The sequence below is a fragment of the Protaetiibacter sp. SSC-01 genome, assembly GCF_014483895.1.
In the GTDB taxonomy this organism is placed as follows: domain Bacteria; phylum Actinomycetota; class Actinomycetes; order Actinomycetales; family Microbacteriaceae; genus Homoserinibacter.
Map to the genome: position 1 here is coordinate 2,663,812 of NZ_CP059987.1, position 13,748 is coordinate 2,677,559.

General features: G+C 72.8%; 12 protein-coding genes. 2 read left to right on the forward strand and 10 right to left on the reverse strand.

From position 1 onward, the window contains the following. Nucleotides 1-2: 2 nt before the first annotated feature. Both H4J02_RS12550 and H4J02_RS12555 read right to left on the reverse strand, forming a co-directional pair. Nucleotides 3-926, reverse strand: coding sequence for a 1,4-dihydroxy-2-naphthoyl-CoA synthase (locus tag H4J02_RS12550; protein ID WP_262406084.1), 924 nt, complete (start codon nucleotides 924-926; stop codon nucleotides 3-5). Beyond that, a complete protein-coding gene (locus H4J02_RS12555; protein WP_187674891.1) occupies nucleotides 923-1,288 on the reverse strand; it encodes a hypothetical protein in 366 nt (121 codons plus the stop codon). The genes H4J02_RS12550 and H4J02_RS12555 overlap by 4 nt, the downstream gene beginning before the upstream one ends. A gap of 60 nt (nucleotides 1,289-1,348) precedes the next feature. On the opposite strand from H4J02_RS12555, the gene H4J02_RS12560 reads away from it, so the two are divergent. Then, nucleotides 1,349-2,341: an o-succinylbenzoate synthase gene (locus H4J02_RS12560; protein WP_187674892.1), complete on the forward strand. Its 993-nt coding sequence runs from the start codon at nucleotides 1,349-1,351 to the stop codon at nucleotides 2,339-2,341. A 712-nt stretch (nucleotides 2,342-3,053) separates the two neighbouring features. Here H4J02_RS12560 and ccsB read toward each other — a convergent pair. The 6 genes from ccsB to H4J02_RS12590 all read right to left on the reverse strand — a co-directional run bounded on the left by ccsB (nucleotide 3,054) and on the right by H4J02_RS12590 (nucleotide 9,944). After that, on the reverse strand, nucleotides 3,054-4,034 hold the full coding sequence (gene ccsB, locus H4J02_RS12565; protein WP_187674893.1) for a c-type cytochrome biogenesis protein CcsB: 981 nt from the start codon (nucleotides 4,032-4,034) through the stop codon (nucleotides 3,054-3,056). Between the two features lie 4 nt (nucleotides 4,035-4,038). Further along, nucleotides 4,039-5,601: a cytochrome c biogenesis protein ResB gene (locus H4J02_RS12570; RefSeq protein WP_262406085.1), complete on the reverse strand. Its 1,563-nt coding sequence runs from the start codon at nucleotides 5,599-5,601 to the stop codon at nucleotides 4,039-4,041. Between the two features lie 16 nt (nucleotides 5,602-5,617). Further along, complete coding sequence (locus tag H4J02_RS12575) at nucleotides 5,618-6,352, reverse strand: cytochrome c biogenesis CcdA family protein (protein ID WP_222942183.1); 735 nt, start codon at nucleotides 6,350-6,352, stop codon at nucleotides 5,618-5,620. Nucleotides 6,353-6,355: 3 nt separating this feature from the next. Beyond that, nucleotides 6,356-6,976, reverse strand: coding sequence for a TlpA disulfide reductase family protein (locus tag H4J02_RS12580; protein ID WP_262406086.1), 621 nt, complete (start codon nucleotides 6,974-6,976; stop codon nucleotides 6,356-6,358). Next, nucleotides 6,973-7,602, reverse strand: a complete 630-nt coding sequence (locus H4J02_RS12585) for a histidine phosphatase family protein (protein WP_187674894.1) — start codon at nucleotides 7,600-7,602, stop codon at nucleotides 6,973-6,975. Before H4J02_RS12585 ends, H4J02_RS12580 begins: the two co-directional genes overlap by 4 nt. Nucleotides 7,603-7,664: 62 nt before the next feature. Next, on the reverse strand, nucleotides 7,665-9,944 hold the full coding sequence (locus tag H4J02_RS12590; protein WP_187674895.1) for an LLM class flavin-dependent oxidoreductase: 2,280 nt from the start codon (nucleotides 9,942-9,944) through the stop codon (nucleotides 7,665-7,667). 64 nt (nucleotides 9,945-10,008) lie between these two features. Between H4J02_RS12590 and H4J02_RS12595 the strand changes: the two genes are divergently transcribed. After that, nucleotides 10,009-10,380 carry a helix-turn-helix domain-containing protein gene (locus H4J02_RS12595; RefSeq protein WP_262406087.1) on the forward strand — a complete coding sequence of 124 codons (372 nt, stop codon included), beginning with the start codon at nucleotides 10,009-10,011 and terminating at the stop codon, nucleotides 10,378-10,380. 4 nt (nucleotides 10,381-10,384) lie between these two features. On the opposite strand, the gene H4J02_RS12600 is transcribed toward H4J02_RS12595, so the two are convergent. Continuing rightward, complete coding sequence (locus H4J02_RS12600; RefSeq protein WP_187674896.1) at nucleotides 10,385-12,595, reverse strand: TIM-barrel domain-containing protein; 2,211 nt, start codon at nucleotides 12,593-12,595, stop codon at nucleotides 10,385-10,387. Continuing rightward, complete coding sequence (locus tag H4J02_RS12605; protein WP_187674897.1) at nucleotides 12,592-13,713, reverse strand: glycoside hydrolase family 15 protein; 1,122 nt, start codon at nucleotides 13,711-13,713, stop codon at nucleotides 12,592-12,594. The genes H4J02_RS12600 and H4J02_RS12605 overlap by 4 nt, the downstream gene beginning before the upstream one ends. Between the last annotated feature and the right edge of the window lie 35 nt (nucleotides 13,714-13,748).

Below are 13,748 nucleotides of genomic sequence, written 5' to 3' on the forward strand. Positions count from 1 at the left end.
GATCAGAAGTGCCAGGGGTAGGGGCCCCAGTCGGGGTCGCGCTTCTCGAGGAACGCGTCGCGGCCCTCGGCGGCCTCGTCGGTGCCGTAGGCGAGCCGCGTGGCCTCGCCCGCGAACACCTGCTGGCCCACCATGCCGTCGTCGACCGCGTTCATGGCGAACTTGAGCATGCGGATGGCGGTGGGGCTCTTGCCGAGGATCGTCTCGGCCCACGCGAGGCCCGTGCGCTCGAGCTCGGCGTGCGGCACGACCGCGTTCACGGCGCCCATCTCGTACGCGCGCTGGGCGTCGTACTCGTCGGCGAGGAAGAACACCTCGCGCGCGAACTTCTGACCCACCTGACGGGCGAAGTACGCCGAGCCGTAACCCGCGTCGAAGGAGCCGACGTCGGCATCCGTCTGCTTGAAACGCGCGTGCTCGCGGCTCGCGATCGTGAGGTCGCACACGACGTGCAGCGAGTGACCGCCGCCCGCCGCCCAGCCGGGCACGAGGGCGATGACGACCTTCGGCATGAAGCGGATGAGGCGCTGCACCTCGAGGATGTGGAGTCGGCCCGCACCATGACCCCCGGATCTCGATACGCCGCCTTCGGCGGCTACTCGATCAGCGGGGGCAGCGTACTCGTACCCGCTCTTCCCCCGGATGCGCTGGTCGCCCCCCGACGAGAACGCCCAGCCGCCGTCCTTGGGGCTCGGGCCGTTGCCCGTCAGCAGCACGACGCCGACGCGCGGGTTCTGGCGCGCGTCGTCGAGTGCGCGGGCGAGCTCGTCGACCGTCTGCGGGCGGAAGGCATTGCGCACCTCCGGCCGGTTGAACGCGACGCGCGCGATGCGCCCGCTCGCGTCGAGGTGGTAGGTGACGTCGCCGAGGTCATCGAAGCCGGGCACCTCACGCCACACCTCGGGGTCGAACAGCTCCGAGATCACAACGCTCCGATCCAGGTCAGCCCGTACAGCAGCACGACGGGGTTGAGCAGCAGGCCCACGACGATCGCCGCGATGCCCCATCCGCGGCCCCAGCGTCCGACGACCGCGATGATCCCCGCGACGACGGCGAGCGCGCTCAGCAGCACCGCCGAGATCGAGAGGCCCACGGCGAGCTCGAACATGTCGCCGAGCGAGCACAGCAGGGCGACGCCCCACGTGACGACCATGAGGATCGCGATGCCGCCCGCGAGAGATCCGGGCCAACGGGGGCGACGGCGCGCGGCGTGCTCGGCGGGGCCGTCGGGCGTCTCGTCGCCCTCGGCGTCAGCCGGGACGTCGAAGATCTGAAGCCCGTCGGTCACGCTCCCACCCTAGGCGCTGCGGGCCTCGGCGCGGCGGCGGATGCGGGGCAGACTGGGAGCATGACGCCGACGCCGGATGCCGAGGAGCTCGTCGAGGCGGCGCACGTCGTGCGCCTCCCGCTCGTGACGCGCTTCCGCGGCGTGACGGAGCGCGAGGCGGTGCTGCTGCACGGCCCGCGTGGGTGGGGCGAGTTCTCGCCGTTCCTCGAGTACGACGACGCGGAGGCGTCCGCATGGCTCGCGGCGGCGATCGAGGCGGGCTGGGGTGAGCCCGCGCCTGTCGTGCGCGACAGCGTGCCCGTCAACGCGACACTGCCGACCGTGCCGGTCGACGGCATCCGCTCGGTGCTCGACCGCTTCGGCGACGTGCGCACCGTCAAGGTGAAGGTCGCCGACCCGCGCGAGACCCTCGCCGACGACGTCGCGCGCGTGCGCGAGGTGCGGCGCATCCTGGGGCCGGAGGGGCGCATCCGCGTCGACGCGAACGGCGGGTGGAGCGTCGACGCCGCCGAGCGGGCGGCGCACGAGCTCGCGCGGTTCGACCTCGAGTACCTCGAGCAGCCGTGCGCGACCGTGCCCGAGCTCGCGGAGCTGCGCGATCGGCTGCGTGACTGGCAGCTGCCGATCGCGGCCGACGAGAGCGTGCGGAAGGCGTCCGACCCGCTCGAGGTCGCGCGGGCAGGCGCTGCCGACCTGCTCGTCGTGAAGGTGCAGCCGCTGGGCGGGGTCGCGGCGGCGCTGCGCATCGTCGCAGAGGCGGGGCTGCCCGCGGTGGTGTCGAGCGCGATCGACACCTCGGTCGGCCTCGCCATGGGCGCGCGGCTCGCCGCCGCCCTCCCCGAGCTCGACTACGACTGCGGCCTCGGCACGGCGGCGCTGCTCGCCGCCGACGTCACGCGGGAGACCCTCCGCCCCGTCGACGGCGCCATCCCGGTGCGCGACGTGGAGCCGGATGCAGAGCTGCTGCGCACGCACGCCGCACCCCCCGAGCGCACCGCGTGGTGGCACGAGCGTCTACGCCGCTGTGCCGCGGTGCTCGCGTCGCGCGACTGACGTCGAGCGGTGGTCGAGCGCTGCGTTGCTGACGTGGAGCGGTGGTCGAACGCTGCGCGCTCTCCCGCTGTCGTCAGCCGTGCTCCGCGCGCGGGGGCGGGCGCACGTTTCACCGCTGGTTGAGTGCCGAGAGCCGCGGGTTCACCGCTGGTTGAGTGCCGCGCGCCGCGCGCGCAGCACGCGACGCACGGCGTATCGAAACCCGACGAGCGGATGACGTGCGGAGGGACCCGTCCATCGACCCGCTGTTGATACGCGGTGCGAGGGTTTCGATACGCGTCGTGCGCTCCGCGCGCGGCGCTACTCAACCAACGGCAGGCGGGACGGCGGGGGCGCCTGCGCTCGGTGCGAGATCACCGCTGGTTGAGTGCCGCGCGCCGCGCCCGCAGGGTGCGACGCACGGCGTATCGAAACCCGACGGACGAATGACGTGCGGAGGGAACCCGTCCATCGACCCGCTGTTGGTACGCGGTGCGAGGGTTTCGATACGCGTCGTGCGCTCCGCGCGCGGCGCTACTCAACCAACGGGAAGGGGGCGGCGGTGGGTTTCGATACGCGTCGTGCGCTCCGCGCGCGGCGCTACTCAACCAACGGGAAGGGGCGTATCCGCGAAGCGCAGCCGCCCCAAGGCGGCCATCAGCACAGCCCCGACGCCGTCAGGCGGCGGGACCGCAGGGGCACGACCGTCAGGCGGCGCGACCGCCGCCCCCGCTCACAGCCCCGAGTACGCGTGAAACCCCTTGAAGAATAGGTTCACGATCGTGAAGTTGAAGAGCACGGCCGCGAAGCCGACGATCGAGAGCCACGCGGAGGGCGCACCGCGCCATCCGCGGGTCGCACGGGCGTGGATGTAGCCGGCGTAGACGACCCAGATGATGAACGTCCACACCTCCTTGGTGTCCCAGCCCCAGTAGCGGCCCCACGCGTGCTCGGCCCAGATGGCGCCGGCGATCAGCGTGAAGGTCCAGAACGCGAAGCCGATGACGTTGACGCGGTACGAGGTGTTCTCGAGCGCCTCGGATGCCGGGAAGCCGGCGAGGAAGCGCGGCCCCTTGGCGGGGTCCACCTCGCGGCGGGCCTGCAGCAGCTGGGCGATCGAGAGGCCCGCGCCGAGCGCGAAGAACCCGGTGCCGAGGATGGCGACGAACACGTGGATGACGAGCCAGCCCGACTGGAGCGCCGGCGGCAGCGGCACGACGTCGACGTAGACGTTGAGCGTCGAGAGCATGAGCAGCAGCGCCGCGAGGCCCGTGATGTAGGCGCCGAGGTACCGCACGTTGCGGAAGATGTTGACGGCGAGATACACGCCGACGATGACGGCGACACCCGTGATCGCGAACTCGAACATGTTGGCCCACGGGGCGCGGGCGGCGGCGACGCCGCGCAGCACGACGCCGATCGCCTGCACGACGAAGCCCAGCACGGTGAGCGCGAGCGCGATGCGACCGGCCTTGCTCGCGCGAGCGGATGCGGCTGCCGCGGTCGGCGGGGCCGGCGGCGCGAGCACGGTGCCCGACCCCTCGACCTTCGCAGCCTCGGCCTTCGCGGCGGCGGCGGATGCGGGCCGCGCGGCGACGACGTCGCGCGAGCGCCCCGACAGGTCGACGACGTAGGCGATGAAGGCGAGCACGTAGATCGCCGCCGCCGAGTACACGGCGAGGAGGGAGTAGGCGGCGAGGGTCGCGGTCGTCACGGGTTCATCCTACGTTCGGGGTCTGGAGGCGGGCGCTGTGCTTGTCGGCCAGCTCGGCCACGGCGGCGTCGAGGCCGGGGTCCTCGCCACGGGCGAGTCCCGCGTACTCGAGGCGCACGCCGCCCGAGCCGTCCGCGGTGGCCTTGATCCACATCCGTCGTCGCGGCACGAAGAGGCTCACGAGCAGACCGCCGAGGATGAGGAGCGAGAAGACGAGCACCCAGCCCTCGGTGGGGTCGTGGTGGAACTCGATGCCGACGAAGCGCTTGTAGCCGTCGAACGAGATCGTGCCGAGGCCGCCCGGCAGCTCGGCCGTCTGGCCCTGCGTGAGCTCGAGCGCGGGCGCGTCGGCCTTGGGCCCGGCGACCTGGGTGAGGCCGTCGGTGTCGAGCGAGTAGGCGTTGACGGCGACGCCGTCGTCGAGGCCGAGGTCGCCCGTGTAGACGGTGAGGGTGAGGAGGCTGCCGTCGCCCGGGTAGGGCGACATCGACGTGTAGGTGCCGTCGGTGAGCTGCAGCGGGTCGGGGTAGAAGAACCCGAGCATGCCGACCTGCTCGTCGAGGTTGTCGGGCACCTTGATGACGCCGAGGCTGCGGAGGTTGTTGTCCTGCGGGATGAACGCGACGGGCCCCGAGTAGGCGACCTCGCCATCCTCGTCGCGCACCGTGACGACGGGCGCGAAGCCGTTGCTCAGCAGGTAGACCTTGGTGCCGCCGAGCTCGAGGGGCGAGTTCACCTTGAGGTCCGCGTCGGTCCAGTCGCCCCCGGGCTCGCGCGTGGAGAGGTGGGCCGTGAAGTCGATGGGCTGGTAGACACCCGTCGCGGGGTCGAGCTGGTAGCTGCCCTCGAAATCGTCGAGGCGCACCGAGAACGGCTCGAGCGCCGTCTCGGTGAAGAAGCGGCCGGGGTTGAACGAGTCGTAGCTCGCGAGGGAGTTGGTGAAGGCGGTGTCCTCGATGACGACGCGCTGGCCGTTGTAGCCGAAGCCGCCGCCGACGCCGACGGCGACGAGCACGCCCACGAGCGAGGTGTGGAAGATGAGGTTGCCCGTCTCGCGCAGGTAGCCGCGCTCGGCCGAGATGGAGTCGGCGTACCGCTCGACGCGGTAGCCGGCCCCGCGCAGCACGCGACGGGCCTCGGCGACGGCGGTCTCGGCATCCGTCTGGGCGGTGCGCTCGGTGTAGCCGACGAGCCGGGCGAGGCGCGCGGGGGTCTTCGGCGGGCGGGCGCGCAGGGCATCGATGTGGTGCTTCGTGCGCGGCAGGATGCAGCCCACGAGCGACACGAACAGCAGCAGGTAGATGGCCGAGAACCACGGCGAGCTGAACGTCGAGAAGACGCCGAGCGCGTCGAGCACCTGGAACGCCTCGGGGTTCTCGCGCTCGTACTGGATGACGCCGTTGGGGTCGGAGCTGCGCTGCGGCACGAGCGAGCCGGGCACGGCGGCGAGCGCGAGCAGCAGCAGCAGCACGAGGGCCGTGCGCATGCTCGTGAGCTGCCGCCAGAAGAACCGCAGGTAGCCGACGACGCCGAGCTTGGGCTGCGCGATCGCGTGCTGCTCGGTCACCTGATCCTCCTGCTTCTCAGAGCGGGGTGCTGACGCCACCGATCACCGCCCCGATCTCCGACATGATGACGCCCCACAGCCCCGTGACCATGAGCACGCCGATGATGACGAGCAGCGAGCCGCCCACGATGTTGATGACGCGGATGTGGCGGCGCACCCAGCCGAGGCTCGACGACACCCAGCCGAGGCCGAGGGCGACGAGCACGAAGGGCACACCGAGCCCCGCGCAGTAGGCGAGGCCGATGAGGGCCGCGCGCCACGGGTCGCCGCCGTAGCCGGCGAGGAAGCCGACGGCGGTGAGGGTGGGGCTGATGCACGGCGTCCACCCGAGGGCGAACACGATGCCGAGCAGGGGCGCGCCGACGAGGCCCGTGCGGGGACGCCACGCGGGCTTCAGCTGGCGCTGCAGCACCGTGACCTGCCCGATGAACACGAGGCCGAGCACGATGATGATGCCGCCGCCGACGCGCATGATGAGGTCGCCGTACTGCAGCAGGAACCGTCCCGCCGTGCCTGCGAGCACGAACACCGCCATGAACACGAGCGAGAAGCCCGCCACGAAGAGCAGGGCGCCGAGCGTCACCTTCGAGCGCGAGCGCTTCGCCCCGCCCGTGACGCCCGAGACGTAGCCGAGATAGCCCGGCACGAGCGGCAGCACGCACGGGGAGAGGAACGACATGAGGCCCGCCGCGAGCGCGATGGGCACGGCGAGCCACAGCCCGCCGGAGACGACGATCTCGCCCGGGTCCACGCGTCAGGCCTTCTCGGCCAGCAGCTCGTCGACGATGTCGGCGACGACGCTCGGGCTCTCGATGAGCCCGCTGATGCGCGCGGCGACGCGACCCTGACGGTCGAGGATGAGCGTCGTGGGCACCGAGTTGGGGGCGAGCTTGCCGTCGGCGAACGCGAGCTGCACGGCGTTGTCGTCGACGTCGACGATCGACGGATAGCCCACGCCGAACTTCTTCGCGAAGCCGAGCGACACATCCGCGCTGTCGCTCACGTTGACGCCGAGCATGACGACCTCGTCGCCCTCGAACTGCGCGCGGAGCGCCTCGAGGTCGGGCGCCTCCTCGCGGCAGGGCGGGCAGCTCGCGTACCAGAAATTGACGACGACGACCTGGCCGAGCAGATCGTCGGAGGCGATGGTCTCGCCCGTGTCGAGGGTGCCCGCGAACTCGACGGGCGCCTCGCGCTCGGATGCGGCGGGCTGGATGACGCGGCCGTCGCCCGAGATGTAGCCGCCGCCCGTGCCGGACTCGTACTGCCCGGCGAGGTGGTCGGCCTCGGTCGTGCAGCCCGTGAGAAGCGCCGCGAGGGCGACGACGGGCGCGGCGAGGCGCACGCCGAAGCGGCGGGACGATCGGGTGATCACACGGCTCCCAGGTCGATGGACTGCGCAAGCAACTCTGCCGCAGGTTCCTGATAGTCCACCTCGACGAAGGCCCCGTCGCGCCAGGCGAGCGTCGTGATGCTCGAGAGGGCGCAGCGGCGCTGGCGCGGGTCGTGCGCGAGCGGCTTGCGGGCGACCGTGCGGGCGACCATCCAGATCGGCAGCTGGTGCGTCACGAGCACGGCCTCGCCGCCGTCGGAGTCGGCATACGCCTGCGCGACGGCGGCCAGCATCCGTCGCCGGATGCTCGTGAAGGCCTCGCCCCACGTCGGCCGCCACGGGCCCACGAGGTAGGGCCAGTTGCGCGGGTCGCGGAGGCCGCGGCGCACGTTGCTGCCCTCGAAGCGGTTGCTCGGTTCGATGAGGCGCTCGTCGAGGCGCACCTCGAGGCCGAAGCGCGCCGCCCACGGCGCCGCCGACTCCTGCGTGCGCTGGAGGGGGCTCGCGGCGAGGCTCGTGACGGGGCGACCCTGGAGCGACTCGGCGGCCATCGCCGCCATCCGGTGCCCGAGCTCGGAGAGGCCGAAGCCCTTGAGGCGCCCGTAGAGCACGCGGTCGGGGTTGTGGACCTCGCCGTGGCGCACGAGGTGGACGAGGTCGGCCGGCACCCGCCCAGTCTACGAGCGCTGACCGGTCGGTTCTCGGCCCTATAGGCGCGGGATAGGGCCAGTTACCGACCGGTCAGCGTGTGTGACAGCACCGCGAAGTTGTCGCGGAAGAGGGCGTCGGGGTCGACGCGCTCCTTGAGGGAGCGGATGCGGTCGAGGGTCGCGGGCGGGAACGCGCGCTCGACGCGGTCGCCGCGCGGGTCGGCCTCGAAGCTCAGGTAGACGCCCATGACGTGCTCCTCGAGCGCGTCCCACGTGTCGTTGAGCCACGTCGGGTCACCCGACATCGCGGAGAGCGCGAAGTTCGCGGAGCGGTGCGCGTAGGCGGTGGCGTCCTCGGGCACGTCGGCGACGGCACCGCCCACCGCGCGCGCGGCGAAGAAGTGCACGCGACCGGATTGCAGCATCCGCTCGAGCTCTCGGGCGAGCTCGGGCGTGATGTGCTCGACGAGCCCGCCGCGCGCGACCGGCTCGCCGACGCCGCGATGCGGCTCGCCCTGCGAGTTGGAGATGACCGAGGAGTAGGGCGCGAGCACGACCGACTGGTCGAGCAGCGGCGCGAGCTCGGCGAACGGGCGCAGCCGCTCGAGGATCGTGTCGGGATCGGATGCGTCGACGAGCAGGAGCGCCGTCGCGACCGTGCGCCCGCCGCGCGGCCCGCCGAGGATGACCTCGCCCGAGACGTCGCGCGGGGCGGCCTCCATCGTCGAGGCCCAGCTCTCGAGGAACTCGGCGGTATCGGATGCGTCGAAGGCGAGCTGCGCCCACCCCACCTCGCCGACCTGCGCGGCCTCGAACTCGAACGCCGTCACGATGCCGAGGTTGGCGCCCGCGCCGCGCACGCCCCAGAACAGCTCGGGGTCGTGATCGGCGTCGGTACGCACGACGCTGCCGTCGGCGAGCACGAGCTCGGCGGCGCGCATCCGGTCGATCGTGAGACCCTGCTCGCGCGCGAAGAAGCCGACGCCGCCCGCGGTCGCGAGACCGCCGACTCCGACGCCGCCGTAGTCGCCCGAGGTGATGGCCCAGCCGTACGGCTCGAGCGCCGCCGCGACCTCCTGCCATCGGGTGCCCGGGCCGACGCGCACGAGTCGTCGCTGCTCGTCGAGCACCTCGATCGTGTTCAGGGCCGACACGTCGATCACGAGCCCGCCGTCGTTCGTCGAGCGGCCGCTGATGCCGTGGCCGGCGCTCCGCACCCCGAGCGGCAGCTCGCGATGCTCACGCGCGAACGCGACGGCCTGCACGACCTCGTCGACCGTGCGCGGCCGCAGCACGAGCCCCGGCGACCCGCCGCGCAGGTAGTTCGAGCGCACGCGCGCGTACTCGCGGTCGCCCGGCTCGACGGCGTTCTCGGCGAGCTCCCGCGGTAGGGCGTCGTAGTCGATGCCGGGCCGACGCGCGGATAACGCGGATGTCGGCCGCACGCGGTCGGTCGTCGCGACGCCGCGCTCCCCCCGCTCCCGCCCGACGCGCTCGCGCAGCTCGGGTGCGACGTCCTCGGCGAAGGTGCGCAGCGCATCCGGGTCGTCGCTCGAGAGGATGAAGGTGCTGATGCCGTCGTCGAGCACGAACGGGAGCAGCTGCTCAACCCACTGCGCGGGCGGGCCCTGCAGCATACCGCCGTCGCGGTCCTGGAAGCTGCCGTTGATGTTGAGCAGGCGGCGGATCTCGCGGGGATCGCGACCCGCCTCCTCGGCCGCGGCGTCGATCTCGGCGTTGCCGGGCGCGACCCCGCGCTCGTCCATGTACGGCAGGCTCGGCAGCCAGCCGTCGGCGAGCCGGCCCACGAGGCGCAGCATCCGCGGCTTGTAGGCGCCGACGAGCACGGGGATGTCGTGGGCGGGCTCGGGGCCGCGCTTCGCGCCGTTCAGTCGGTAGTACTCGCCGTCGAGGCGCAGCGCGGTGCGGTCGTCGACGTCCCACAGGGCGCGGATGAGGGGGATCGCCTCCTCGAGCGCCGAGATGTTCTCGCCGGCGGTGCGCTCGGGGGCGCCCATCGCCGTCGCGGCGGCGCCGAACGCGCCCGCGCCGAGGCCGAGCTCGAACCGTCCGCCCGAGAGCCGGTCGAGGCTCGCAGCGGAGCGCGCGAGCACCGCGGGCGGGCGCAGCGGCAGGTTGTGCACGTTCGCGGCGACGTGCACGCGCTCGGTGCGCGCGGCGACCCAGGAGAGCAGGGTCCAGGTATCGAGGAACGCCGGTTGGTAGGGGTGGTCCTGGAAGGTGACGAGGTCGTAGCCGAGCTGCTCGCTCAACTGCGCGAGGGCGACCGGCACCTCGGGGCGCGCGGCCGTCGGCGTGATGAAGGTTCCGAGGCGGAGGGGGTGACCGTAGTCGGGCATGACCCCAGCATCCGCCTCGCACCCGCACCCGGCAATCGTCGCGTAAGCCGCTTACGATAGGTGAGTGACCGACGCCACCTCCGACCTCCTGCACATCGACGACGAAGCCTGCCGCCGCTTCCTCTCCTCCACCGAGCTCGTCGGCCGCCGCTGGTCGTCGGGCATCATGCTCGCGATCTTCCGCGGCGCCCACCGCTTCAGCGGCATCGTCGCCTCCGTCGACGGGCTCTCCGACCGGATGGCGGCGCAGCGACTCCGCGAGCTCGAGGCGGCGGGCCTCGTCGAGCGCCACGTCATCCCCTCGACGCCCGTGCAGGTGCGCTACGAGCTCTCGCAGCCGGGGCTCGAGCTGCTGCGGTCGCTGCAGCCGCTCGCGGCGTGGGCGCACCGCTGGGCCGACACCGTGGGCGAGCCGGAGCGCGCCGCCGTCTCGTGAGGGGTCAGACGAAGACCCCCGCGAAGCGGTCGACGGCATCCGCTCGGATCCAGACGGCGGCCTCGTCGATCGGCACGTCGCGCTCGACCACGCCCCCCGTGTGCCGCGTGCCGCGGAACGCGTCGACCCACTCGCCGTCGGGCAGCCACGCGCGCACCGAGCCCGCGCCCTCCTCGACGACGGGCGCCACGAGGAGGGCGTCGCCCAGCATCCACTGGAACGGATGCGCGAACGCCTCATGCGCGTGCGGCGCGTCGAAGAACAGCGGGCGCATGAGCGGCTCCCCCGCCGTCACGGCCCGCCGCGCCTCCTCGGCGAGGTACGGCACGAGCCGCTCGCGCAGCTGCGCGAACCGCCGGAACACCGGCAGCACGCGCTCGTCGCCCGAGCGCTCGGCGATGTTCCACGGCGTGCGGTCACGCGACGGCGTGCGGTGGTGGTTGAACTCGGAGTGGTACTGCATGATCGGCACGAACGCCGCCGCCGCAGCCGACCGCAGGTAGAGCTCGGCCGTCGGCACGTCGCCGCTGAAGCCCGCGAGGTCCCATCCCCAGTAGACGATGCCGCTCGACGCGGCGTTGAGGCCCGCGTACAGCGACCAGCGGAACGCCTCCCACGTCGAGTTCTCGTCACCGGCCCAGAAGGTGCCGTGCGCCTGGCTGCCCGTGAAGCCCGCGCGCGAGAAGGTCACGGGCGCCTTGCCCGATCGGCGCATGAGGTCGCCGAAGGCCTTCGCGTAGTGCACCGGGAAGACGTTGTTCTTCTCGTCGCCGCGACGCCCGTCGAGGTAGACGAGCTCGCGTCCCCACGCGTGCTCGCCGCCGTCGGTCTTGAAACCGTCGACGCCGATCTCCTCCACGAGGTAGCGCCGCTTCTCGGTCCACCAGTGCGCGGCGCGCTCGTCGGTGAGGTCGGGCATGAGCCCGAGCGGGAACCACCAGCCGCGGTTGCGATAGGGCCGCAGGGTGCCGTCGGGCGCCTCCTCGCGGATGAGCACGCCGTCGCGGATCGCGGCGTCGGCATCCGCCTTCACCTGGCCGGCGGGGTGCGGGCGCATCTTGATGAGCGGGATCTGCCACAGCACGAGCCGCACGTCGCGGCGGTGCAGCTCGTCGACCATCCCCTTCGGGTCGGGCCACGCGCCGTGCTCGGGGAACTCGAAGTCGGCGAGTCGGCGGGGCTCGGCCCCGTCGGCGACCTTCGCGCGCGCGTCGCGCCACGTCGTGAAGGTGCTCTCGTCGCTCCAGGCCTCGATCACGATCGAGCCGAGCGGGACGTCGTGCTCGCGGTGCAGCTCGGCCTGGCGCATGACCTCCGCCTGTGTGTTCCACTCGTTGCCGCTCGCCCACAGGCGGAAGACCCAGTCGGGCAGCTCCTCGGGCCGCCCGACCTCGTCGAGGAAGCGCCGAAGCACGGTACGCGGGTCGCCGTCGTAGAGGCCGAGGGCGAGCTCGCCGTCGGGACCCGTCTCCGCCTCGACCACGAGGGCGTCGGGCGTGCTCGCGCCGACGTCGAACCAGACGCGTCGCGAGGTGCGCACGTGGAAGCCCCAGCCGACGCCGCCCACGACGTGCGCGAACGGCATCGGGAGGTAGGTGCGGCGGTGCGCACCCTGGCTCTTGTACTGCTCGAACACGGCGGAGTCGAGCGCGAGCCCGCGGTGGTCGAGCGTGTCGAATCGCTCGCCGAAGCCCACGACGCGCTCGCCGGGGGCGAGCGGGAGGGCGAAGCGCACGCGCAGGGTCTCGTCGCCGCGCACGAGGCGGTGCACCGAACCCGCGACGACGCGGTCGACGCCGTCCACCGCAGGGCCGACGCCCGAGGCGGTCCAGCGCGCGACGGTCGTCTCGAACCAGCGCGTCGACTGCGCGCGGCCGCCGCCGTCGCCCGTGAAGCGGTAGCGGATGCGCTCGTCCGCGACGAGGTCGTCGAGCGTCACGCGCCAGCCACCCGATGCGCGCGCGAGCCGCGCTTGCGCGGAGGCGAGGTGCCCGCCGTCGACGACCTGCCCGCGGGAGCTGCGCGGCACCCGCTCGAGGGCGACGGGCGCCTCCGCGACGCCGTCGCGCTCCCACTCGAGGACGACGCTCTCGACCTCCGCCGAGGTGCGCACGCCGAGCACGAGCGGCTCACCCGCGACCGGGTCGACGGGAGAGCGCTGCTCGGTGTCGACGGCGTACGGGTGACCGGATCCGAAGGGGCGGTGGCGGATCACGCGGCCACCACCTCGAGCTCGACCGCGAGGCGGAGGAACATGGCCGACGACCACACGAGCGGATCGGCGCTCGGCCCCCAGCGCTCGACCCACTCGTCGACGAAGGACGGGTCGAGCAGGTGGTGCTCGACCTGCTCGGGGATGCCGCCGTCGTGCGACGTCGAGGCGGCCCAGCGCAGCAGCTCGAGCGAGCGCTCCGGGCGGCCGGCGCGCGCCCACGCGATCCCGAGCATGCAGCTGAGCAGCGGCCACTGGCCGCCGCCGAAGTAGGTGTCGGCGCGGAAGCGGTGCATGCCGCCGTCGACGACGAGGCTCGACTCGAGCTCCGCGAGCGTCGCGAGCGCGAGCGGCTCGGACGGGTCGACCGCCTCGAGGGGGCCGACGAGCGCGGCGAGGCTCGCGTCGACGGCATCGGTGCCGATCCACTTCACGAGGTGCCCGTCGAGCACGCCCTCGCGGCGCATGAGCGCGTCGATGTCGGCCGCGGCGCGGGCGGCCCGCTCCGCGGTCGTCGCATCGAGGTCGAGCAGCTCGGCGGCGGCCCGTAGTCCGGCGAGCATGCTGCCGAGGGTCGACACGTGCACCTGCTCGATGTGCTCCTCCCACCAGTCGTAGCAGGGACGGCGCCACGAGCTCTCGAGATACTCGACCGTGAGCCCGACCGCGTCGAGCCACGGGGCCGTCGGAGCTCCCGTGCGGGCGACGTGCTCGCCGAGCGCCCACAGCCACAGGCCGTAGCCGTCGAGCTGGAAGTCCCACCACTCGTCGGCGCCCTTCCGCCCGTCGAGCGTGAAGCGGGTCGGCAGCATGCTCGCGTCGGTGAGCGGATTCCCCGCGCGCTCGGCCTCCACGATGCGCCGCACCTCGGTCTCCCGTGCCGAGATCACGCGCGCGCACCAGCCGAAGAACGCCTCGGCCGAGGCGTGCTCGCCGGCCGCCGACATCGCATCCGCGATGAACGCGCCGTCGCGGAACCACGAGTAGCCGCGGTACGCGGAGAACGTGGGGCTCGCGGGGTAGGCGCCGCTCGGATGCTGCAGCGAGGCGATGAGTGCGCGCTGAGACTCGGCGAGCGCGGCGAGCGCGTCACGGTCGGCGGGCACGGGGGTGGACGTCATGGGATTCCTCGGGAGACACGGGTGGGCGCGGTCGG

Excerpts from the sequence above, each read along its gene's own strand:
- H4J02_RS12605 (WP_187674897.1), bottom strand. The coding sequence starts at position 13,713 with ATGACGTCCACCCCCGTGCCCGCCGACCGTGACGCGCTCGCCGCGCTC.
- H4J02_RS12590 (WP_187674895.1), bottom strand. The coding sequence starts at position 9,944 with ATGCCCGACTACGGTCACCCCCTCCGCCTCGGAACCTTCATCACGCCG.
- H4J02_RS12560 (WP_187674892.1), top strand. The coding sequence starts at position 1,349 with ATGACGCCGACGCCGGATGCCGAGGAGCTCGTCGAGGCGGCGCACGTC.